20 protein-coding genes are annotated in these 20,638 nt (G+C 41.6%); 13 read left to right on the top strand and 7 right to left on the bottom strand.

What is annotated here, in order from left to right; translation table 11 throughout:
- Positions 1-192: 192 nt before the first annotated feature.
- Positions 193-2,133 (top strand): PAS domain-containing sensor histidine kinase, encoded by a 1,941-nt coding sequence (locus HUW51_RS19125; RefSeq protein WP_185271234.1) that lies wholly within the window; start codon positions 193-195, stop codon positions 2,131-2,133.
- A gap of 289 nt (positions 2,134-2,422) precedes the next feature.
- On the opposite strand, the gene HUW51_RS19120 is transcribed toward HUW51_RS19125, so the two are convergent.
- Positions 2,423-2,650 (bottom strand): hypothetical protein, encoded by a 228-nt coding sequence (locus HUW51_RS19120; RefSeq protein WP_185271233.1) that lies wholly within the window; start codon positions 2,648-2,650, stop codon positions 2,423-2,425.
- Positions 2,651-2,721: 71 nt separating this feature from the next.
- Here HUW51_RS19120 and HUW51_RS19115 point away from each other — a divergent pair, with 71 nt between their 5' ends.
- Entirely contained in the window at positions 2,722-3,966 is a 1,245-nt protein-coding gene (locus tag HUW51_RS19115; protein WP_185271232.1) for a serpin family protein, read from the top strand.
- Positions 3,967-4,050: 84 nt separating this feature from the next.
- Here the strand turns inward: HUW51_RS19115 and HUW51_RS19110 are convergent, their stop codons facing one another.
- Positions 4,051-4,266, bottom strand: a complete 216-nt coding sequence (locus HUW51_RS19110; RefSeq protein ID WP_185271231.1) for a hypothetical protein — start codon at positions 4,264-4,266, stop codon at positions 4,051-4,053.
- Between the two features lie 250 nt (positions 4,267-4,516).
- Here HUW51_RS19110 and HUW51_RS19105 point away from each other — a divergent pair, with 250 nt between their 5' ends.
- From HUW51_RS19105 to HUW51_RS19085, 5 genes are all read left to right on the top strand, one after another.
- Positions 4,517-4,948, top strand: coding sequence for a cupin domain-containing protein (locus HUW51_RS19105; RefSeq protein ID WP_185271230.1), 432 nt, complete (start codon positions 4,517-4,519; stop codon positions 4,946-4,948).
- Between the two features lie 526 nt (positions 4,949-5,474).
- Positions 5,475-6,038, top strand: a complete 564-nt coding sequence (locus HUW51_RS19100) for a hypothetical protein (protein ID WP_185271229.1) — start codon at positions 5,475-5,477, stop codon at positions 6,036-6,038.
- A 342-nt stretch (positions 6,039-6,380) separates the two neighbouring features.
- Positions 6,381-6,719 (top strand): PadR family transcriptional regulator, encoded by a 339-nt coding sequence (locus HUW51_RS19095; RefSeq protein WP_185271228.1) that lies wholly within the window; start codon positions 6,381-6,383, stop codon positions 6,717-6,719.
- On the top strand, positions 6,716-9,394 hold the full coding sequence (locus HUW51_RS19090; protein ID WP_228466738.1) for an ABC transporter permease: 2,679 nt from the start codon (positions 6,716-6,718) through the stop codon (positions 9,392-9,394). Before HUW51_RS19095 ends, HUW51_RS19090 begins: the two co-directional genes overlap by 4 nt.
- Positions 9,395-9,983: 589 nt before the next feature.
- Complete coding sequence (locus HUW51_RS19085; RefSeq protein WP_185271227.1) at positions 9,984-10,433, top strand: hypothetical protein; 450 nt, start codon at positions 9,984-9,986, stop codon at positions 10,431-10,433.
- A gap of 69 nt (positions 10,434-10,502) precedes the next feature.
- Here the strand turns inward: HUW51_RS19085 and ltrA are convergent, their stop codons facing one another.
- Positions 10,503-11,819 (bottom strand): group II intron reverse transcriptase/maturase, encoded by a 1,317-nt coding sequence (ltrA, locus tag HUW51_RS19080; protein ID WP_185269894.1) that lies wholly within the window; start codon positions 11,817-11,819, stop codon positions 10,503-10,505.
- Positions 11,820-12,619: 800 nt separating this feature from the next.
- On the opposite strand from ltrA, the gene HUW51_RS19075 reads away from it, so the two are divergent.
- The 5 genes from HUW51_RS19075 (at position 12,620) to HUW51_RS19055 (ending at position 15,523) form a co-directional block, all read left to right on the top strand.
- Positions 12,620-13,036, top strand: a complete 417-nt coding sequence (locus tag HUW51_RS19075; protein ID WP_185271226.1) for an energy transducer TonB — start codon at positions 12,620-12,622, stop codon at positions 13,034-13,036.
- A gap of 78 nt (positions 13,037-13,114) precedes the next feature.
- Entirely contained in the window at positions 13,115-13,576 is a 462-nt protein-coding gene (locus tag HUW51_RS19070) for a hypothetical protein (RefSeq protein ID WP_185271225.1), read from the top strand.
- Between the two features lie 86 nt (positions 13,577-13,662).
- Positions 13,663-14,430: a hypothetical protein gene (locus HUW51_RS19065; RefSeq protein WP_185271224.1), complete on the top strand. Its 768-nt coding sequence runs from the start codon at positions 13,663-13,665 to the stop codon at positions 14,428-14,430.
- Between the two features lie 86 nt (positions 14,431-14,516).
- Complete coding sequence (gene imm9 / locus HUW51_RS19060) at positions 14,517-14,999, top strand: Imm9 family immunity protein (RefSeq protein ID WP_185271223.1); 483 nt, start codon at positions 14,517-14,519, stop codon at positions 14,997-14,999.
- A 116-nt stretch (positions 15,000-15,115) separates the two neighbouring features.
- Positions 15,116-15,523: an SMI1/KNR4 family protein gene (locus HUW51_RS19055; RefSeq protein ID WP_185271222.1), complete on the top strand. Its 408-nt coding sequence runs from the start codon at positions 15,116-15,118 to the stop codon at positions 15,521-15,523.
- A gap of 225 nt (positions 15,524-15,748) precedes the next feature.
- On the opposite strand, the gene HUW51_RS19050 is transcribed toward HUW51_RS19055, so the two are convergent.
- Positions 15,749-16,789: a sialidase family protein gene (locus HUW51_RS19050; protein WP_185271221.1), complete on the bottom strand. Its 1,041-nt coding sequence runs from the start codon at positions 16,787-16,789 to the stop codon at positions 15,749-15,751.
- A 317-nt stretch (positions 16,790-17,106) separates the two neighbouring features.
- Between HUW51_RS19050 and HUW51_RS19045 the strand changes: the two genes are divergently transcribed.
- A complete protein-coding gene (locus HUW51_RS19045) occupies positions 17,107-18,747 on the top strand; it encodes a M28 family peptidase (protein ID WP_185271220.1) in 1,641 nt (546 codons plus the stop codon).
- Between the two features lie 110 nt (positions 18,748-18,857).
- Here HUW51_RS19045 and HUW51_RS19040 read toward each other — a convergent pair whose 3' ends face one another.
- The 3 genes from HUW51_RS19040 to HUW51_RS19030 all read right to left on the bottom strand — a co-directional run bounded on the left by HUW51_RS19040 (position 18,858) and on the right by HUW51_RS19030 (position 20,519).
- Complete coding sequence (locus tag HUW51_RS19040) at positions 18,858-19,439, bottom strand: DinB family protein (RefSeq protein WP_185271219.1); 582 nt, start codon at positions 19,437-19,439, stop codon at positions 18,858-18,860.
- On the bottom strand, positions 19,423-19,860 hold the full coding sequence (locus HUW51_RS19035; RefSeq protein ID WP_185271218.1) for a DUF4345 domain-containing protein: 438 nt from the start codon (positions 19,858-19,860) through the stop codon (positions 19,423-19,425). Before HUW51_RS19035 ends, HUW51_RS19040 begins: the two co-directional genes overlap by 17 nt.
- 74 nt (positions 19,861-19,934) lie before the next feature.
- The gene (locus tag HUW51_RS19030) at positions 19,935-20,519 is read right to left on the bottom strand and encodes a Crp/Fnr family transcriptional regulator (protein ID WP_185271217.1); all 585 of its coding nucleotides are present in this window, start codon (positions 20,517-20,519) and stop codon (positions 19,935-19,937) included.
- Positions 20,520-20,638 lie beyond the last annotated feature (119 nt).

Raw genomic sequence — 20,638 nt, 5'->3', positions numbered from 1 at the left:
AGCTGTTTTGCGGGGTAAAAACAGGTTGTTAGCAAGAAACTTTATTAACCCAAATACGCTAAAAGGCTCAAATTAGGTATTTATTGCATATGCTAAAAAGCTGAATTAAGTATTAATTGGCTATTGTAATTCTTAAAACGGTTATATCTTTAAACCAAAACTTTTCCAGATTCAGTAAATTTCGTAGGTATAATGAAGGCAGAGACCGATAATTTTTCCGTATTAAATCCTGAAAACCTGACGAATGACAAATATAAAATACTGGTTAACAGCATCACCGATTACGCTATATTTTTATTAGATGCCACGGGCCACGTAATTACCTGGAACCCCGGCGCACAGCTTATAAAACAGTATAAACCGGAAGAAATAATAGGCAAGCACTTTTCTACTTTTTACACCCCCGATGCCAAAGCCAGCGATTACCCAGGCATGGAGCTGCGCGAAGCCCAACGTTTAGGTCGCTTTGAAGACGAAGGTTGGCGGGTGCGAAAAGATGGTTCCGTATTTTGGGCTAACGTAATTATTACGCCCATTTACGATGCGCAACATAAATTAATGGGCTTTTCTAAAATAACCCGTAATTTATCTCAAAGAAAAAAAGCCGAAGACGATTTATATAAGGCTTACGAAGAGTTAAAAGACAGCGAAGAACGTTTCCGGCTGTTGATAGAAGGCGTAACAGACTACGCTATTTTTATGCTCGATCCGGCGGGCAATGTGGCTACCTGGAACGAGGGTGCTCGTCGCATGAAAGGGTACGAAGCCAGCGAAATTATCGGTAAGTTTTTTTCAAAATTTTACAGCCAGGAGGCTGTACAGCAAGGGTATCCGGAGTACGAGCTAAGCCGGGCCAAAGCCGAAGGGCGATTCGAAGATGAGGGTTGGCGTTACCGCAAAGATGGTTCGGCTTTTTGGGCCAATACGATCTTAACGGCCATTTATAATCCGCGCAAGGAGCTTATTGGTTTTTCTAAAATTACCCGCGACTTAACCGAGAAGAAAAAACTGGAGCAGCAATTGTTCCGGATGAACGAAGACCTGAAAGAGAGCGAAGAAAAAAGCCGTTTGCTGATTAACAGCGTAAAAGATTATGCCATTCTGATGTTAAATCCGGATGGTATTATTGTGAGCTGGAACGTGGGCGCCGAACGCTTAAAAGGCTATAAAGCGCCAGAAATTATCGGCAAGCATTTTTCTATTTTTTACCCTACCGAAGCCATCCGGGAAGGATTTCCGAAGTTTGAATTAGCAAAAGCCCTGGAGAACGGTCATTTTGAGGACGAAGGCTGGCGCATTAAAAAAGACGGTACTGCCTTTTGGGCCAACGTAGTAATTACGCCCGTTTACAACGAAGCCCACCGTCTTTTGGGCTTTGCCAAAATAACCCGTGACTTAACCGAACGCCGCCGGAACGAAGATTTAATGCAGAAAAACAAAGAACTGGCCCGCATTAACAGCGACCTCGATAATTTTGTTTACACCGCTTCGCACGACCTGAAATCGCCGATTGTGAACCTGGAAGGCTTACTGTCGGCTTTAACCGAAGATTTAGGCACGGGAAAAGAGATGCACCAACAAATTCTGCGTTTAATGCACGGCTCCATTACTACCCTAAAAAAAGTAATTTCGGATTTGGGCGAGGTTAGTAAAATTCAACAGGAAAAAGAAATCAGCGAAAGTATTAACCTATTGGAGTTGCTGGATGAAATAAAAGAAAGTTTAAGCGAGGTAATTAAAGCCAGTAAAGCCGAAATACAAGCCCTGGATTTAGAATTTGAGGTAATTCAGTATTCCCGCAAAAACCTCAGGAGCATCTTATACAATCTGGTAAATAACGCTATTAAATACGCCTACCCCAACCGCCCGCCCGAGGTTAACATTAAAACTTTTATTAACCCGCACGGCGAATACGTGATTTCGGTAGCTGATAATGGCTTAGGTATTGCGGAAAGCCAAGTAGATAAAATATTCCAAATTTATAAAAGGGCCCACTCGCACGTAGAAGGCTCTGGTTTAGGTTTATATCTGGTTAAAAAAATTCTGGATAACTCCGGCGACCGAATTACCGTGGAAAGTGTCGTGGGAGAAGGTTCGGTATTTACAGTGTACCTCAATCAAAACCAGGAATAAGCTTAACTAGCTTTTAATCAATATAGATAACCAGATACTTAGTCCGAAGTACCTGAACAAATTAAAACCTCCATTCGCAACCACTGCTTTTGTAAAAAAACAAGCTCCTTCCTGCTTTTAGGAAGGGGCTTGTTTTTATCCCAATTTATCCATTCTGTTTAATCCAAATCGTATCAAAGAGCTTACATCATCTGCTTGATAATATGCTTATTATAAGGCGCTTAACATAGGCTTCATAGAATAACATCAAAGTCTGCTGTAGCAGCTACTTCTTTCTATCTGGCATTATTTACTTCTCTACTGATAGAGATTTCATCTTTCGAGCTGTAACGCTTTTGGTATTAGATAGCAATACCTTTGTCTTTAAAGCGCAGCCTGCTAAATTTAAAATTTTTAAAATTCCTTCAAGCAGGATAGAACGATATAAACTCGGGCATTCTTTGCCACCGGTTAGTGAAAAAAACAATCCGGGAGATTTTACTTTAGCCTGCAACCATTTCGGGAGCAGGTGGGTCATTTAACAAAAAAGAAAACCTAGCTGGATTGGGTTTACTCTTTACTTTCCCACAAAACGTAATTTTTAAAAATATGCATTTTCAAGCCGTTAAGTTTTTGTTTTTAGGAGCGGCTGGCGCCCTGCTTTTACTGAGTTCCTGCCAGAAAGAAATAGCTGCTCCTGGTGGCCCTAATACTCCGCCCCTGGTGCGACCGCTGGCGGCGCAGGAAGTAAAAATTGTAAACAGCGCCAATAACTTTGCTTTTAAATCGTTTGAAACGCTGCGCCAGAAAGAAGAAAATCAAAATATCTTTATATCGCCTTTCAGCATTTCTTCGGCCCTTACCATGACCTACAACGGCGCGGATGGTTCTACCAAAGAGGCCATGCGGCAAACCCTCGGGTTTGAACCCCAAACCGATGAGGAATTAAACCAGGCTTATAAAACTTTAACAGAACTATTAACAAACCTGGATTCGCAAGTAAAATTTACCGCAGCTAATTCTATCTGGTACAGCCGTCATTATCAGTTACAAGCCCCCTTTGTGCAGAACAGCCAAAACTACTTTAATGCTGCCTTAAAAGATTTAGATTTTGATTCGCCCGCGGCGAAAAACATTATTAACGATTGGGTGAAGAACAATACCCAGGGTAAGATTACCAATATGGTGCAGACAATCCGGCCAGACCATGTCTTGTTTTTAATAAATGCACTTTACTTTAAAGGCACCTGGACTTACCCTTTTAATAAAAAGCTTACCCAACCGGCTCCTTTTCAAAAAGAAGATGGCAGCACCGTAAACGTAAATTTAATGACCTTGCAAAATGGCCGTTACCGGTATTACCAGGATGCCAGCAAACAAGTAATTGACCTGCCCTACGGTAATCGCCAGTTCAGTATGACGCTAATCGTGCCCCGGGGCCAACACACCGTGGGCGAATTAAGCAGTAGCTTAAGCAGTACGCAATTAACCGACTGGCTCAATAATGCCGACAGCTCCCGCCTGGAATTAAAAATGCCAAAGTTTAAGCTGGAATATGAAAAAAAATTGAACCTGGCTTTAACTCAATTGGGTATGGGCGAGGCTTTTGGTAACCAGGCCAATTTTAGTAAAATGCTACAAGATGCCAACCAGCACCTGGCTATTAGCGAAGTAAAACACAAAACCTTTGTGGAAGTAAACGAAGAAGGAACCGAAGCCGCTGCCGCTACTTCCGTGGGCATGATGCTTACCTCAATGCCCCAATCAATTCAGGTAAACCGGCCATTTTTGTTTTTAATCCGCGAAAAATCGTCTAACGCTATTTTATTTATCGGGCAGTTGATGAATCCGTAATCGTAGAAAAGTAAAATTTTAAAAAAGCGCCAACTTCTTAATAAAAGAAGCTGGCGCTTTTTGTTTTAGGCAGTTACTTCCGTTTTATTTATCAATTTCAATGTTATCTACATCGCCATCAAAAGTATCATCTACCCGTTCTACACCGTCGTGGGTGGTATTGTCGTTGTCGGTATCGGCGGTAGAGGTGGTAGCGCTATTACGCAGGGCAGCATCGTCGCGTTGGTAGGTTACGTCGGTTTCAGCGGTACTTCTTTTTCCCTGATCAGAAGTAGAAGGATTATCTTGATTTTCGGCCATAGTTTTATTTCTGATTAATTTACATGTTTAGCCCATAAGGCTGTTCTATTCTTACGCATCCGGAGTTGTCTGGTTCGTGGTAGCGGGAAAGTAATTGCCGAGCGGTTTACTTACCTGGTTAAAGATGAGCAGCTTATATTTTTTAAAATTTTGGCCCGTCCTAATTTTTGCTTTTGATTTTCTGGTTTAAAAATTAACCTTTATCTTATCAGATTCTCAGTTTTTGATATTTAGCTAAACCAGGTGTATTATGTCCATTAAATTACTTTTTGGCTTACTCTTTATTATAGCCGCTAGCTTAGTTACCCAGCCAGTATGGGCGCAAACTACGTCTACAGTTCCCTACGTTTTAGAACAAGATGCGCAGGTAGCCAAAGAACAAACAGGTCCGCACGACGGGGGCGGCAAAACCGTGGGGTATAGTTTTTTTGATGGCGTAAAAGATTATAAAACCGCTTTTAAGAAAAGAACTTTGCTGCCTGGTTCGGCTATTGGTTACCACTTGCAACAAGAAGATGAAGTGTATTACATTATCAGCGGAACTGGCGAAATGACAATGAACGGTAAGACTTTCCTGGTAAAACCCGGCGACGCTATTCTGACCCGGCCAGGCAGCTCCCACGGCATAAAACCCACTGCCAACCAGGAATTAACCTTGATTATTGTATATCCTAAAAATTAATCATAATCCGATATAGCTTTTAAAAATGTACTGTTATTCTGCTGTGAGCGAATGGACAAAAACCAGGATGGGTAATATTGCTTATACGAATTAAGTACTACCACTTATTTCCTTCAACTTTTACTTCTTTTATTTTTGCTTTATCAATATTATTAAAGTTAAACTCTAGCAAAATTTAAAATTTTTCTTTAAATTAACATATAAATCAATTTAAGTAGAAATGTTTTTAACACATTGGCTTACAATATTTTGTCTATTTTAACCAGCAACGTTAATCTATTGAATGAGTAAACAACGGAGTGTCAGAAACCGGCCCGGTGGCAACGCTGCACTTTGATAAGTAAGCTTTTTTATTGTTGTAGGATTTATAATTGCGTTGGGGTTTAGATATTGATTTTGCCCCGGCTACCCTATTTAACTTTATACAAAAGCTTACGGGGTATTATTAAGATAAACTAAAAGCATTTAGCTGGATTTTACTTTTTCCGGACGATCATTTAAAAATTTGAGTTTAAAATTTTAATCCATGAAAAGTATCAGTATACAAAAAGTTACGGCTAGCGGCATTATAGCTGGGTTGTTCGGACTTTGTTTGCTGCTGTTTGCTTGTTCGCAAGATTCTAAAATAGCACCGCAGTACCCAGCTAAAGTACCACCAGCTTTGGCTAAAAAATGGATTTCGGATCAATTCCCGATAAATGATTTTTGGAATTACACCGGTACTTATCCCGGCAAAATGGCTCCAGGCAGCCTAGCACTAGCAATTAACCCCGATGGGGATTGTGAACTTTACCAGATTACCGGTCAGAGGAACGCTGGTGGCCTTACCGAAGCATTTACTTACCAAAAAGGAAAAGTGAAGTTTCATGCAGATCATTCTTTTACTTTTTACCCCAGCCAGGGTAATATCCGGGAGTACATAAAAATATGCGATGCGGCTCTTAAAAATTCGGAACACCAGGCCACCCATTCGGAGCTTACGCCGCGTACGTTTTATTACTCGTTTCAAGCCAACCAACAAGACCAGCTCCTTATCCGGGCGAATCATCCAGCCATTGCTGCCACTACTTTGCATACTTCCCAATGGTAGTTGATCTATCAGAATAAGTTTTACTACTCTTCCTAAATACCCTACCCCAAATCAGTTCCGGCACCTGGAAAACAAAAATTTTAAAAAATCTAATCAACTCCGAAAGTACATCCGGTAACAGATAGTATCGATAGTTTCTCAGCATTCTCGCTTCTCATTAGCTAGTAATTTTAAATAAAAAATGTCCGGAAAGCAGACACTAAAGTGTATTGTTTCCGCACACTTTTGTGCGGTTCGTGCGGCATAAAACACGCCGATTAAGCTGTAAAGCGGCTTTTCGGCACGTGGCAAAGCATTTGCTCAGCAAAACTAGATATAATAATTAATCCGCCAATATACCGCATGAAACGAACGTACCTGGGAGAATTTGAAGAAATAGTGCTGCTGACGGTGGTGGCCCTGGAAGGCAACGCCTACGGGGTAGCGCTTACCCACTACATAACCGAGCAAACCGGCCGGAGCGCGCGGCTAAACCAAGTGCACGCTGCCTTGCACCGCCTCGAAGAAAAAGGCATGGTAACGTCTTGCCTGGGCGAAGCTACCGCCGAACGGGGTGGCCGGCGCAAACGCTTGTTTACCATTACGGCCTACGGCGAGCAAACTTTACTGGACATTCAGGCGGTGCGTTCGCAGTTAATCAATCAGTTGCCCCGCACCCTTAAACCGAGCCTGAACTTATGAAAAATTTTAAAAATTCACCGCAACCGCCCCGCTGGGCCGACAGGTTACTTGCCTGGTTTTGTGCGCCGCATTTATTAGAAGAACTGCTGGGCGATTTGCACGAAGAATTTTTGTACCAGGTAAACCAGGTGGGCGAAAAGAAAGCCCGCTGGCGTTACATCCGGGAGGTGCTGGGCTTTATTCGTCCGTTTGCCATGAAACGTAAACCAAGTTCTTTTACTTTACATAATAATCCAAACATAAACACTTTATTCCCGAACTATATGCTCAAAAACTACCTGGTTATTGCCTGGCGCAACATTTGGCGGCACAAAGGTTACACTACCATCAACGGCCTGGGGCTGGCAGTAGCGTTTTGCATTTGCGTGTTCTTATTTTTAATTGCGTACCTGCAACTCACCTTTGATTCTTTTCACCCAAATAAAGACCGCATTTATCAGGCTTATTTGTTCGCCAACGATCCTGAAAAAATGACCCGCAGCGGCTCCCTGCCCCTGCCCCTATCGCCTAGTTTAAAAAGCGAATACGATGAAGTAGAAGCCAGCACGCGCATCCTCTCTACCCGAAAAAGTACGGTAGCGTATGCCGATAAATATTTAGATCAGGATGTGGTGCTCACGGATGCGGATTTTTTAAAAATTTTTAATTTTCCGCTCGTAAAAGGGAATCGCAACACGGCTTTGGCGAATGTCAGCAGCATGGTTATTAACCAGGATTTAGCGCAGGCCTTGTTCGGCCACGAAGATCCTTTGGGTAAAACCGTGCAGCACATACAAGAAGGCCGAAAGAAAACCTACCTGATAACGGGCGTGCTGGCCAACGCCCCCACCAACTCCAGCATCCGGTTCGAAGCCTTAATTCGCATCGAAAATGCTCCTTTTTACCAATCTGATCAAAATAACTGGACGGCTTTCTCGCACAAAGTTTTTGTAAAATTAAAACCCGAGGTCAGCCAGGCCGCATTCGAGAAAAAGCTAAGTTATTTTACGCAAAATTATTTTGCCGCTACTTTACAAGATTTAAAAGCTAAAGGTGCCAAGCCAGATGAACAAGGGCAAATATTTGCCCTCCGGTTGCAATCGCTGCCTAAAGTACATTTTGATACGGCTTTATCTAACGGACCACCGCTTGCTATTATTTACGTTTTGCTGGGCATTGGTTTGTTTATTATGATTATTGCCAGCATCAACTTTATAAACTTAAGCATTGCGCGTTCTTTTACCCGGGCCAAAGAAGTGGGCGTGCGCAAGTATTTGGGAGCTTTAAAAAGCCAGCTCTTTGTACAGATTTACCTCGAATCGGCTTTAATTTGCTTTTTTGGTTTACTACTAGGAGCGTTACTAGCTTACCTGCTTTTACCGGAATTTAACGCTACGTTTAATACCCGTTTAACTTTGGGGCATTTGCTGCAACCCGGCTTTTTAGCATTTATTGGCGGCATGTTTCTGGTGGTTACCTTAATAGCAGGTGGGTATCCGGCCTGGCTCATGGCTAAGTTTAACGCGGTAGCCGTTTTAAAAGGTAAAATCTCGCTCAAGCGCCCCGGTTTTCTGCGCAACTCTTTACTGGTAACCCAATTTGCCTTGTCGTGTTTGCTCACCTGCTGCACCCTAATTGCGCTGCAACAAGTCGATTATCTCCGGCAAAAACCGTTAGGCTTCGAAAAAGAACAACTTATTAGCATTCCGGTGGGCAACCAGGTAAATGGCCGGCAAGTTTTAGCCCGACTGCGGCAAAAGCTGGCTTCCGATCCCTGCATCCGGGCGGTTACCGGTTCTAACATTAACCTGGGCAAGGGCAAAGATAACGTAAGTTCCCGGACTACTATTGGCTTTACGTACCAGGGCCAGGATATTCAAACCGATTGGGTGGGGGTAGATTACGATTATTTAAAAACTTTACAGATTCCGTTAATTAACGGCCGCGAGTTTGAAGTAAGTTACGCTGCCGATTCTGTTAACCGGGTAATTATAACCGAAAGTTTGGCGGAGCAAATGGGCGAAAAACAAGCCCTGGGCAAATTCCTGGATATCAACGGCCAGAAACAGCAAATCATTGGCATTATCCCGGATTTTAACTTGTACTCGGCGGCCGCCGAAAAAAGACCGATTACCTTGCACTTGTCGGCTTCGGAACCGATTAACTACTTATTGGTGCGGGTTTCGCCGCAGAGTTTAAAAACCGCCATGAACAAGATGCACAAATTATGGCGCGAGCTAGCGCCCGGCACGGAGTTTACCGGCTCTTTTATGGAAGAAAACATTGATGCCTGGTACCAGGAAGAAGAAAAAATGGCGCAAATCTGCAGCCTGGCTTCCGGTATTGCCATTGCTTTATCGGTGTCGGGTTTGTTTGCCGTGGCTTTGCTGGTTATGGAACAACGCACCAAAGAAATCGGCATCCGGAAAGTACTGGGCGCTCAGGTATCGGATATCTTGTTTATTTTATCAAAAGACTTTGTACGCCTGGTGATTTTGGCCTTACTCTTGGCCATGCCGCTTGCCTGGTTTCTGATGCACCAATGGCTAAACCAGTATGCCTACCGCATTACCATAAATCCTTTAATTTTTTTGGGTGTTGGTACAGCAGCCATTCTCTTAACGTTGGTTACGGTGGGTTTCCAGAGTGTGAAAGCGGCCGTGCAAAATCCGGTGAAAAGTTTAAAAACAGAATAAGGTACGCGTTTACGGTAGCTTATTTTGCTTTTATAAAACACCTAAGCAAAAGTATAATAGCACCAGGTAACTTCTGACGCTATTGTAAAGAAAGCCGCTTAATTTCTTTAAATCCCAGATAATACAATAAAATTTCACTACCATTTTTCTTTTATCCAGTACCTCCTAGTTGCTACCGGGAAGATTACTTATCCGATTAATAAACGTTTATAACCGGTTATAAACGTTTATTAATTGGATAAGCTTTTTATAAAAGCAAGTACATATCCTTTCCCTCCCTTATTTTGACCCAAAGTTTATTTTGAATACTAAGAAAAAACTAACTAATCGGTAGCTATAAACTGCAAGAAGATAATTTGCACGGGGTAGCAATACTTTTTAAAAGAACATCTCCAACTGGCAAGATAATTGGTAAATTTTCTATATATTACTTCTACCATGAAACGAGCAGTTAAAACCAGGAAAATGGACTCTAAATACTTCCTTAAAGCAGAAATAACTACTCCACACATAGTGCAGATAACCGGAACAACTCCGTTTATCCGGTAGTTAGCGGTAAATTTACAGAAATGAATAAAAACCAAAGAGTATGTTAAACATAACGAGATTTACGCACCTAGTAATTATTTTTTCGATGGCTTTGGCTCTTGCAAGTTGTAAGAAAGACAGCGAAAGTGCTCCAAATTTATGGAAATCCAAAACTTGGAAAAGAGGCCTAATTGACAAAAACCCATCCACTAATCCACCTGGCGCAAATGTTTATTATTCTGTGCATGATTGTGAAAAAGATGACACTTTCAAATTTGGTTCAGATGGAAAATTAGAATGGTTTAGAAATAATGACCACTGCGGAATAAACGAAACACCAATGGTAACTCAAACTTACACTTTTAACAGAAAGACAAAAGAATTATTCATCGACAGCGATAAATATAGCGATACCTATATTGTGGTGGAAGAAACAAATACTCAGATTAAATATTATATTCCAATACAAAGATCATATGGAGTTGAGAACTTGATTTTTTTATTGCAATAAATTAAATAACAAAATCTGCCGCTAATTGAGTAGACGGCCCCACCAGTGTTAGCTGATGGGGAGCGCCTCTCACACCACTGTACGTACGGGTCTCGTATACAGCGGTTCGTTTAGTTGTGGGGATACCTGTTTGTAGTAATCGAGCAACGATTCATAACCTTTCTTTACCAACCGTTTCAGCGTGATAGTGGTCACCAGGATGGGGCTTTGCGCTACTGCCCAGCCCCCTTTCCTGGTCTGGCTCCAGGCATAAGCCTGATCCATAGAAACACCTAATCGGATCAGGTTCTTTCTTTTCCGATCGGCTTTCTTCCAATCATGCCAGATGCAATGTCTGAGCCGGTTTCTGAGCCAACTATCTACCTGCTTTAACTTCCCTTGAATACTAGCCAGACGAAAGTAATTCACCCACCCCCGCTGCACCTCTTTGAGTTGCTGAATACGCTGCTCCAAAGCACTGGGCGCGGTCTTACGGGTAATCCCTTTCAGGTTCTGCTTGAGCCGGACCCATGCCTTTTCTGCTACTACCAACTGATATTGGCCTTTGTCCCCTTTCCGGTAAGTTGGTACAAACCGGTGGCCTAGTATCTGAAAATCGACGGGTCGTCTAATGCCGCTCTTTTCCCGGTTGATGGGTAGCCTTAGCTTATTCTTCAGGAACAGGAAAAGGTTGTTGCCCACCTGCCGGGCCTCCGATTCACTTTTGGTATAAACACTAAAGTCATCGGCATAGCGCACGTACCGCAAGCCTTGCTTTTCCAGTTCTTTATCCAGTTCATGGAGCAGAATATTGGAGAGCAGTGGACTCAACGGACTGCCCTGTGGCACACCTTTGCGGCGTTTGGTTAACATTCCCCCAATAAGGATAGGGGCCCGAAGCCATTTGCGGATCAGGCGCAACACCAGCGGGCAGGTTACCTTCCGGTACACCAGTTGCAAGAGCAGACAATGGTCTACTTCATCGAAGAAATTCTTCAGGTCAATATCAATAATATGTTGGTAGCCTGCATGGATGTTCTTCTGGGCCTGCCATACTGCCTGCTGGGCGTTACGGTTCGGCCGGAAGCCGTAGCTGTGTTGTTTGAACTCCAATTCAAACAAAGGAGCGATGGTTTGATTTACCGCTTGTTGCAGTAAGCGGTCGGTGACGGTGGGAATGCCTAAGAGGCGCTTCTGGCCGTTACTCTTGGGTATTTCTACCCCTAAGATGGGTTGAGGTAAGTACTGGCCACCCCGGATAGCCAAAGCTAAGGCATCCTGGTTTACGCGGAGATGGGCCGCTAGTTCGTGTACCGGCATACTGTCTACGCCAGCTGAACCTTTGTTGGCCAGCACTTGCCGGTAAGCCAGCAGCAGGTTGCCTTGGTGCAATACTTTCTCTATCATCTTATTACTACTTAAATGGTAATCCCTGTTCCGCTTACGGTAAGGCTGGCTAAGCCTCCTTACCCCATTTGGAACAACTTCACGTTCCGCCCTTCATTGGTTTGTGAGGCCTCCACCTATCTATGATGGCTCGTTACTACCAACTACTATGGCTTCTGCTGACTTCTCCCCGTGTTCGCGACACCGGGAGACCTCCCCAGGTAAGAGCATATTCCTTCCTCCGATGCCTGGTACATCTACCTACTAACGGTTGTTGGTCAGAGGCTTTGCAAAGAGGTGCTTGCTTACCCGCGTTAATAGGCCTCTTATGTACTTTCTGTTCGTCAGTACCGGATTTTGTAGTCCCGCTTTCTTCACTGCTTACCTCACGGTAAACCAGCTTGCGGCTTACTAACAGGCTTCACCAACTCGCCTGTAAGGGATTTGCACCCTCTGGAATAATTTGATACCTTTCAGTACCTGATGCCCATACTGGGCGCACACCACACCTAAAGCACACTAAAGCGTGCCTTAGCCAAGTAGGTTAGCAAAAACAATCAAAGAATAAAATGAGAACAAACCTATTAACCTTTATCCTATTTATAATAACGATTATCTGTCATGCATAAACAACCAAGACACGGTATTATAAAGATGAATATTTAAGGAAAGAAGTACCACAAGAAAATGCAAAATATGCTGAAATAACAATTGAAAATGCAGATGGAAGTTTAACAACTACAGTTAAAGATATAAAAAAGAATGAAGTTAGAAGAAGCCAAACCTTTAAAGGAAATGAGCCTGTTGGTAATTGGGTTTATATGTCTGGTAGTGGGCCTAAGCAATTAGCTTACTCTTTTCCCTTCAAATATTCAGACCAAAAGTGCGATAGTTTTAATTTAAATATAACCGACTACTTTATTAATAATGAAGCTATAGGATATAAAGCTCCCCAAATTTCAACTGGTGAAAAGACGTTCAATCAGTTCATAGCTAAAAACATAGTCTATCCTGGAGATGCAGTAAGAGAAAATATTCAGGGAACAGTAAAGTTAGTATTTACCATTACAAAGGATGGGAATATTGAAAATATCTATGTTCAAGAGGGAAGACATATTCTTTTGGATAAAGAAGCTGTTAGAGTAGTTAGAAAATTAAAATTATTAACACCTCCAATAATTAAAGGGCAAAATCAAGACTTATGTGTATCAATGCCTGTATCGTTTAGGCTACAATAAAAATTGCTATTGCTAATAACCTATACGGCAGCGCCGCCGCCGCATAGCCGCAGCCCGTTAGGGCACATTAAAGAAGAAATGATAATAGGAATATTAAACTTACTTGACTTCAGGACTAAAGAAAGTTTAGATCCGATAAATATTAGTGAACCTATTAATTCCAGAATATTTAAATTTTTTAAGTTTTATTTCATTATCTGCATTATAATACCAAGTGCTTTTATTATTGGGTTATATATTTTTACTCCACTTCAGCTTACTGCACTATTAACAGAAATATTAAGAACGATAGGTTATGAAGGGGTGATTATATTTTATGCGCTTCTTTTCTTTCTGACCGAATCTTTATTCAACCCAAAACTTATAATCTGCATTCTTCAAATTCCGATGTTTATAGCAAATCCAAGATTTTTACGAAAGGAAAGAAGAAGAAAAAGACTTATAGAAATAAAAGAAAACTTTTATGCCTTCCTATATGGAAGTATTAGAATTAGCTTGAAAATGGCTATAGTTATATGTTTAATAAATGCATTAAAATAAAGAAAATAACATGCCTTAACCACACCTAAAAAGCACTACGCGCTTTTTAGCCAAGTTCGTTATGGGCAAGTTCTAAACCAACTATAGTGAAAAATCTCATCTTAATATTTTCAATTTTTCTTTTGGCTTGCACACCGCGAGAAAAACCATTGTTTAAAACATTAAGAATAAAACACACTTATGGTGATGAGAGTTATTCCGTAAGGGAAATGACGTTCAATTTGGAAGAAAATGCCGTTGTCGGAAAAATCACAATTCCAAATTCAGATAAACTCTTTTCATCCAGAACAGAACTCAATAACAAATCAATTTCAAATCTAAACTCTTTCGTGAAGTTAGCGGAAAACTATTCTAAGAATTGCGAGGAAAGTAACGAAACTTCGTATGTTCAATATTACGAAGTTGAAATAGACAATAGAAATTTGAAAATCTTTAAATTTTGCGATTGGAAATCATTGACATTTCAAAATTTAGAAAAGGAAATTTTTGAAAGCTATTTTAAGGAAATGCCAAACAAGATAAAAGAGTTTAATGCTTCTCTTTCAAAAAGATTAGTCGGTAAATGGATGGAAAATGAAAAGCTCGAAAATCTAAAATTAGAATCAGAATGGATACTAGAAAAAATTCCAGCAAATTCTGAAGCACAGGAATATTTTGAATTTTTACAGCCTCAAAAGGCCATACTGAATCGCAAAGGGGAGAAAATCTATTACGATTATCAATTTTATATCGATAATGGTGTAACCAATTTGGTTATGAATGGAGACGATAAAAAGAATGGTGAAGAATTTATTTATGGTCAACATTTTAAAGTTGTTGAACTTACAAATAGCCAAATCAAATTAGTTCATTAATAAAACACCTACCCATAACCACACCTATACGGCAGCTTTTCCGCCGCATAGCCAAGTACGTTGTGGTACATAAAATTTAAAGCTAAATGAAATCCCGAATATTACATACCTCTTATGTGATAGACTTTTTAGATGTAGAGTTTGATTCTGATAAGTTGTCTGAAATTTTAGAAGTAGAAGCAGATAAGGTTTTAGACAAAATAACATCTAAAGACTTAAGTGATTGGGAAGTTCAATTTAAGGGGGTTTATGGGAAAGGAGAACAAATAAAAGTATTTACGGGAAATCGGTCTTATACATCTGATAAAATTAAATTGATTGTAATCCATATCCCTATACCAACAAAGCAAATATCGTCTTGGGGTGTTGAAGATAAGCAGCATATTTCTATTGGTACACCGCCAAGTGGCGACAAGTATTTTAAGTTACTTCCAGTTAATTATGGGGACTTTACAAATAGATTTGATTATATATTGAATTCTTTCAGGAGAGGTATAGAACTTAGCTTCAAAGAAGGTTTTAAGGTGAATGGACAATTAATTGCTCTTAAACCACAAGTAAAGTCTTGAGAATAATAGAATTACGCACCACAACACCACCTAAAAAGCATTAAAAAGAGGCCTCACATAGGGTATACACAAGACGTTGTGCGGCATATACAATTAAAAGAAATTTTGCGCTTCAAATGACAAATTATTGGGTAGGGAAAACCATTGAGCAATGGGAATTTGATGGTGTAGAACTTAATAAAGGCACTTCAATTGAAACAATAAGGAGTGCAGAACGAATTTTAGGTATTACATTTCCATCACAGTTTCAACAGCTATATGAAAAAGTAAATGGCTTTAAAGACCTAGACTGGATAGAAAATACGTTTTCAATCTGGCCCATAGAAAGAATGCTGGAGGAATATAAAGAAAGCACAAATAAAAAATTTATCGGGTTTGCAGACTATTCATTGGATGTACATCAAATAGGTTTTTTACGGGGGGAAGAAGGTGTTTACAAATATTGTGACAATCCTGTTAAGTTTGCCAATACATTTGAAGAAGCTATAACTCTGATAAATTCAGATGATGAGTCTATTTATTAAATGAATAACGTGTTTCAACATAACCTATAAAGTAGCTACGCCACTTTATATACCTACCCGTTGTATGCAAGGCGTACTAAAAAGGCACATTCGAACCCTAATGTCTTGATTTTCCAACAATTTAATTCATGACTTATGCATTTTTCTTTGATTCGGTTCCTAATCCCAGTTAGAATAATCGCTCCATAAATTTTTTAAAAATCGAATTTCCTACAATTTTAAATTTTACTTCGATTTACCTTCTGTAAGCACCACGTGTTTGATGTTTTTGCGATCGTAGGTATAAGTAATATGCACTTTGCCGTCGGCCGCTTGAATAACGGCCGGGTAGCTGAATTCACCTTTGGGTTGATCTTCTAAAGTCAAAATATCGGTCCATTTTTTACCATCCTGCGAAATAGCCACCGCGAGTTTGGCCCGGCCATCGGACCAATCTTTGCCCCGGGTAGTGGGGTTATACACGAGTAATTGCGTTTTATTTTTTAAAGTAACCGCATCGGTGCCGGAGTTTGGGTTCAGGATAGTGGTTGGCCGCAAGGGTTCCCAGGTTTTGCCGTTATCCCGCGACCACGATTCTACCAGGCGGTCGTGCTTGCTGCGGCTCAGTAGCTGCAGGTGGTTGTTGGGATAAACTAATACGCTCGGCTGAATCACATCCAGGTTGGTGCCGGGATCCACGGGAATAAGTTGCCAGGTTTGACCGTCGTCCTGGGATTGCTCCAGGTGAATGCGCCATTTTTCGTTGGTTTCGGTGCTGGACGGAGCCAGGATAGTACCGTTGGCTAGTTGCACGGGCTTATTTTTGATGGGCCCTAAAATTCCTTCGGGTAATTTCTCGGCAGGGCCCCAGGTTTTGCCATTATCCGTGGAGGTACGCAGCATCCCCCACCAGGTACTCGGCGAAGGCCCTACTTTATAGAATAACAATAATTTTCCGGCGCGGGTTTTAAAAAGTACCGGGTTCCAGCAAGGGTACCGCAACGTATCGTTTATTACGCCATCGGCCACCAGCTCGGGTTTGCTCCAATGGCCGTTTTCTTGGCTAGCCACATAAATGCCTACATCGGGGTGCCGTTCGTGGGTACCCGCAAACCAGGTAGCTAAAATTTTACCCGGACTTACTTCTACTAGTGAGGAAGCATGGCATTCGGCAAACGGCGGATTTTTAAAAATTAATTCTTCTTGGGTTATCTGCCAGGAACGCTGCGCATTTGCCGCCATTATGGTTGCTAACCAAAATCCGATACAAGTTATAAAAAGCTTCATAGGTCGAGGAGGTAGTTCGTAAATTTTCCCGAAACTAAGTTGTTTTGTGCAATTTAATAGCGGTAAATAAATTATTATATCCGAAATTATTTCGAGTGTGGTTAAGCAAACAACGTTTTAGAATCCTAAAAAGAGATTTTTAAAATTTTCCTCAATCAATTAATAAAGCCAAAGGGAACCAAAAGCACCGAGCAAATCATAAACCTCTTTTGTGGATTAGAGTATAGAAAATGTAAATTTAAAATTTTAAAAATTAATTGGTTGCGGTAGCTTTGATGTTTAATCGCTAATCAGCAATAATATATTACATTAATTTCATGAAGTTTTCTTTTGCTTTAATTCTTACTGCTTTACTAGGTCTGCGGATTTCCGCGGCAGAAGCGCAAATATCAAAAAAAGATAAAAACGTAAGCTCGATTTTAAAAAATGTAAACCCCTCCGACTTAGAGGCCCACGTAAGGTACCTCGCCGACGACAGATTACAAGGACGCTTGCCGGGCACTCCTGGCTACCAAATTGCCGTAGATTACGTGGTTAATCATTTTAAAACGGCTGGCGTTGAGCCCGCCGGCGAAAACAACAGTTACTTGCAAACTGTGCGGTTACGTAAAGCTTTTACCAACCAACAGGCCGCTATAGCCTTAAACGATGGCCGCGGGAATGAAGAAAATTTAAAAAACGGGGAAGATTTTATTTTATACCCGCACTTCGAAGACCCGCAGGTTAGTTTACAGGCTCCATTGGTTTTTGTGGGTTCCGGCATTAGCGCCCCCGAGTTAAACTACGACGATTACGCTGGCATAAATGTTCGCGGCAAAATTGTGGTAATCCGGCGCGGAGCCCCGCAAAGTTTTCCGTCGAGTGTGGCGGCCAGCAGCATGAACCTAAATACGCTTTTACAAACGGCGCTGGACCACGGGGCAATAGGCGTAATTATTGGAGCGCCCACCAACCACGTAACCGCTCCCAAAAGAATTACCGGATTGCGCTTACCTGATGGTAAAATGGCGCCTTCCGGCAGCTACATTTCCGATAAAATAAAGGTGCTAAGTGTGTTTAACCGCCAACGGTTTAATCAGTTATTGCAACAAGCCAACTTGGACACTGCCCGCATTTATACTTCCCTGAGAACAGGTAAACCAGCCTCCGCCGAAATGCCCCAGGTATTAAAAGCCACTTACACCAACACCTACCAGGATATTACCAGTTATAATGTAATCGGGAAGATCACGGGTTCGGACCCGGTCCTTAAAAATGAGTATGTGGTGCATACGGCCCACCTGGACCACATGGGCATCAGCACGCCGGTAAAAGGCGATTCTATTTACAACGGCGCCCACGACAATGCCTCGGGCGTGGCTTGTTTACTCGAAATTTCTAAATTATACACGCAGTTAAAAAATAAACCCAAAAGATCTGTTTTGATTGCCCTGGTTACCGGCGAAGAAATGGGTTTGCTGGGATCTTCTTACTTTACAATGCGGCCGGTGGTGCCGGTTAATAGCATCGTGGCTAATATTAATACCGATATGCCCACCTTAATTGCGCCCTTGTTATCGGTGGTGGCCTTGGGGGCAGAACATTCGTCGTTGAGTAAGCAGGTAAAAGAAGCGGCCAATTATTTAAATTTAAGCGTAGAATCAGACCCGGAACCGGAACAAAACCGCTTTGTGCGCAGCGACCAGTACAGCTTTGTGAAGCAAGGGATTCCGGCATTGCACATTAAGTACGGTAACAAAACCGCCGATGGCGCCAACAACTTAAACTTAACTGTGCAGCAATGGCGCGAAACGTATTACCACAAACCACAAGACGATATCAATGGTATTTTTGATTTTAAAGCCGGAAAAACGTACACGCAATTAAATTTTTTAATCAGTTACCAGGTAGCGCAAAATGTTAACCAGCCAACCTGGAACCCCGACAGCTTCTTTTCTAAAACTGCCACCGGTAAATAATTTATAAACCGCATTTAGTAACAGCGGTAGTCCATATTTTTAAATTTTTAATATTCCGCTAGTCTTTAAAACACCACGGCCTTTCCTAATCCAGGAAAGGCCGTGGTGTTTTATGCGGTATGGGTTTGATTTTTTACAACTGGTGCCAGGTTGCGTTTGGCTTGTAACAAATGCCTTTCGTTGTGAGCAATTAAAAACTGAAACACATCGCCCAACTTCAACTTAATTAGTTTGGTAATGGATAAAGGCAACTTAATGGTATCTAAATCTACGTGGCGGGCTTGTTTTAAGTAGGCTAATAAGTTTTCTTGCTGCTGAATAAACTCCGCCACTACGACGGGGGCATCTAAATTAGGGGGCGGCACGTGGTTTTTAAAAGCTTTAAATTTTTTGGTACCGGTGCTCGGTTCCATCATGCGGGTAAAATAACTGCCCAACCAGCTGCTTTTAAAAATTTCCGAAGCTGGTTTTAACTGTGGCTTCTGCAATTCACTAGCAATTAAGGGCAAGTAAAAATGGCCGTACCCGTTTAAATGGTCTAAACATTGGGCAATGCTCCAGCCGCCGTTGGGCGCGGCTTGCAGTAAAACGGCCTCGATTTCATTCTGAAAAATTTTTATGGCCTCCTGCAGATGGCCTTCTACCCGGCTTTCCAGGTAATCTAAAAACTGGTATTTATTTACTGGTGCCATACTGTATACTGGTTTGTGGGTTAGTTGATTTTTTAACTGCCAGAATCAAGCTAATGGCTATTACAAAAAACAAAGTTTCTATTAAAAGCCATTGCTGCCCAAAATCGCCGAGCGGCCCTTCGGTAAAAACAGTAACTACCCGGGATACCGCGTAAAAACCCCACAAAAGGCCCAGAAAGGCTAAACCTTTTAATAAATCGCGACGCATCAGGTAAATTAAACTGATAAATAAGGTAAGTCCTACGCCTCCGTATACGCCCCGTATAGAGCTAAAAGCATCGGTGTTGGGCAGCTTTACACCTACCAGGTCCATAACAGACTGCGGATTTAAAAAAGCCATGACACTAACAGACAACAGGCTTACCGCCGATAAAGCAATAAACGATTGGGCGGCTAGTTGGGTAATTTTTTGCGTTTTCATAATTCGTTGGTTTAGAAGTACGTTGCAAAGATGCGGCCGCCCGGATTAAAAAATATTGGTAAATACCAACATTCTCAGATGCGTACTTTATTAATTAATTTACTGAAGTTAGTGGCTTCTATACCCAGGTAATTAGCCAGATACTTGTGCGGCACTAATTGCAAAATGTGCGGACTGCGCCGCAGCAGTTGCCGGAATTTTTCTTCTGAAGTAAAGCACTGCAACTCTACCAGCCGCTCTAATACCCCCGAAAGCGCATGAGTAACCCCCTGCCGGATTAAAAAACTTAAAGCCGGCCGTTGATTGGTAATAGGTAATATATCGCTGATGGCCGCCCTTAAAAATACCGAGGGGGTCAGGGTTTCGTAATAATACCGCGAAGGTTGTTGCAACAGCAAAGCATCGAGCACCCCGCCAAACGAAGGCGCGTAAGTAAAAACCAAAGTAGCTTCGCGGTTTTGATCGTCGTAATAAAAAATGCGTTGCACCCCTTCCGTTACAAAGTACAGGTATTTTTCAGTTTCGCCGGCTTTAGTTAAAACTTCTTTGCGTTTAGCGGCAAACGGCTTAAAAAAACTTGAAAATTCTTCCCAATCTGTTTCCGGCATGGGAGCCGTGGCATTCATAACTTGTTTTAGTTGCAACAATGGGTCTGGCATATAAGGTATATTATTAAGTGGTTTTGTCTTTTTGTTTTAATCTGAAAGCCTCCTAAATATACACTTTATTTAAAAACGGAAAAGCTGCCGTAACAAGCAAATACCTAGTTCTTACCTTA

Origin of the sequence: Adhaeribacter swui, from assembly GCF_014217805.1 — a bacterium.
GTDB lineage: Bacteria > Bacteroidota > Bacteroidia > Cytophagales > Hymenobacteraceae > Adhaeribacter > Adhaeribacter swui.
This window is presented reverse-complemented; position numbering and strand designations above follow the sequence as displayed.

What these genes read in the sequence shown, in the direction of transcription:
- ltrA (WP_185269894.1), bottom strand. Translation starts at nt 11,819, where the DNA reads ATGATAGAGAAAGTATTGCACCAAGGCAACCTGCTGCTGGCTTACCGG.
- HUW51_RS19115 (WP_185271232.1), top strand. Translation starts at nt 2,722, where the DNA reads ATGCATTTTCAAGCCGTTAAGTTTTTGTTTTTAGGAGCGGCTGGCGCC.
- HUW51_RS19050 (WP_185271221.1), bottom strand. Translation starts at nt 16,789, where the DNA reads ATGAAGCTTTTTATAACTTGTATCGGATTTTGGTTAGCAACCATAATG.
- imm9 (WP_185271223.1), top strand. Translation starts at nt 14,517, where the DNA reads ATGAAATCCCGAATATTACATACCTCTTATGTGATAGACTTTTTAGAT.
- HUW51_RS19055 (WP_185271222.1), top strand. Translation starts at nt 15,116, where the DNA reads ATGACAAATTATTGGGTAGGGAAAACCATTGAGCAATGGGAATTTGAT.
- HUW51_RS19090 (WP_228466738.1), top strand. Translation starts at nt 6,716, where the DNA reads ATGAAAAATTTTAAAAATTCACCGCAACCGCCCCGCTGGGCCGACAGG.
- HUW51_RS19105 (WP_185271230.1), top strand. Translation starts at nt 4,517, where the DNA reads ATGTCCATTAAATTACTTTTTGGCTTACTCTTTATTATAGCCGCTAGC.
- HUW51_RS19030 (WP_185271217.1), bottom strand. Translation starts at nt 20,519, where the DNA reads ATGCCAGACCCATTGTTGCAACTAAAACAAGTTATGAATGCCACGGCT.
- HUW51_RS19095 (WP_185271228.1), top strand. Translation starts at nt 6,381, where the DNA reads ATGAAACGAACGTACCTGGGAGAATTTGAAGAAATAGTGCTGCTGACG.
- HUW51_RS19125 (WP_185271234.1), top strand. Translation starts at nt 193, where the DNA reads ATGAAGGCAGAGACCGATAATTTTTCCGTATTAAATCCTGAAAACCTG.
- HUW51_RS19045 (WP_185271220.1), top strand. Translation starts at nt 17,107, where the DNA reads ATGAAGTTTTCTTTTGCTTTAATTCTTACTGCTTTACTAGGTCTGCGG.
- HUW51_RS19070 (WP_185271225.1), top strand. Translation starts at nt 13,115, where the DNA reads ATGATAATAGGAATATTAAACTTACTTGACTTCAGGACTAAAGAAAGT.
- HUW51_RS19110 (WP_185271231.1), bottom strand. Translation starts at nt 4,266, where the DNA reads ATGGCCGAAAATCAAGATAATCCTTCTACTTCTGATCAGGGAAAAAGA.
- HUW51_RS19035 (WP_185271218.1), bottom strand. Translation starts at nt 19,860, where the DNA reads ATGAAAACGCAAAAAATTACCCAACTAGCCGCCCAATCGTTTATTGCT.
- HUW51_RS19120 (WP_185271233.1), bottom strand. Translation starts at nt 2,650, where the DNA reads ATGACCCACCTGCTCCCGAAATGGTTGCAGGCTAAAGTAAAATCTCCC.
- HUW51_RS19085 (WP_185271227.1), top strand. Translation starts at nt 9,984, where the DNA reads ATGTTAAACATAACGAGATTTACGCACCTAGTAATTATTTTTTCGATG.
- HUW51_RS19075 (WP_185271226.1), top strand. Translation starts at nt 12,620, where the DNA reads ATGTCTGGTAGTGGGCCTAAGCAATTAGCTTACTCTTTTCCCTTCAAA.
- HUW51_RS19100 (WP_185271229.1), top strand. Translation starts at nt 5,475, where the DNA reads ATGAAAAGTATCAGTATACAAAAAGTTACGGCTAGCGGCATTATAGCT.
- HUW51_RS19040 (WP_185271219.1), bottom strand. Translation starts at nt 19,439, where the DNA reads ATGGCACCAGTAAATAAATACCAGTTTTTAGATTACCTGGAAAGCCGG.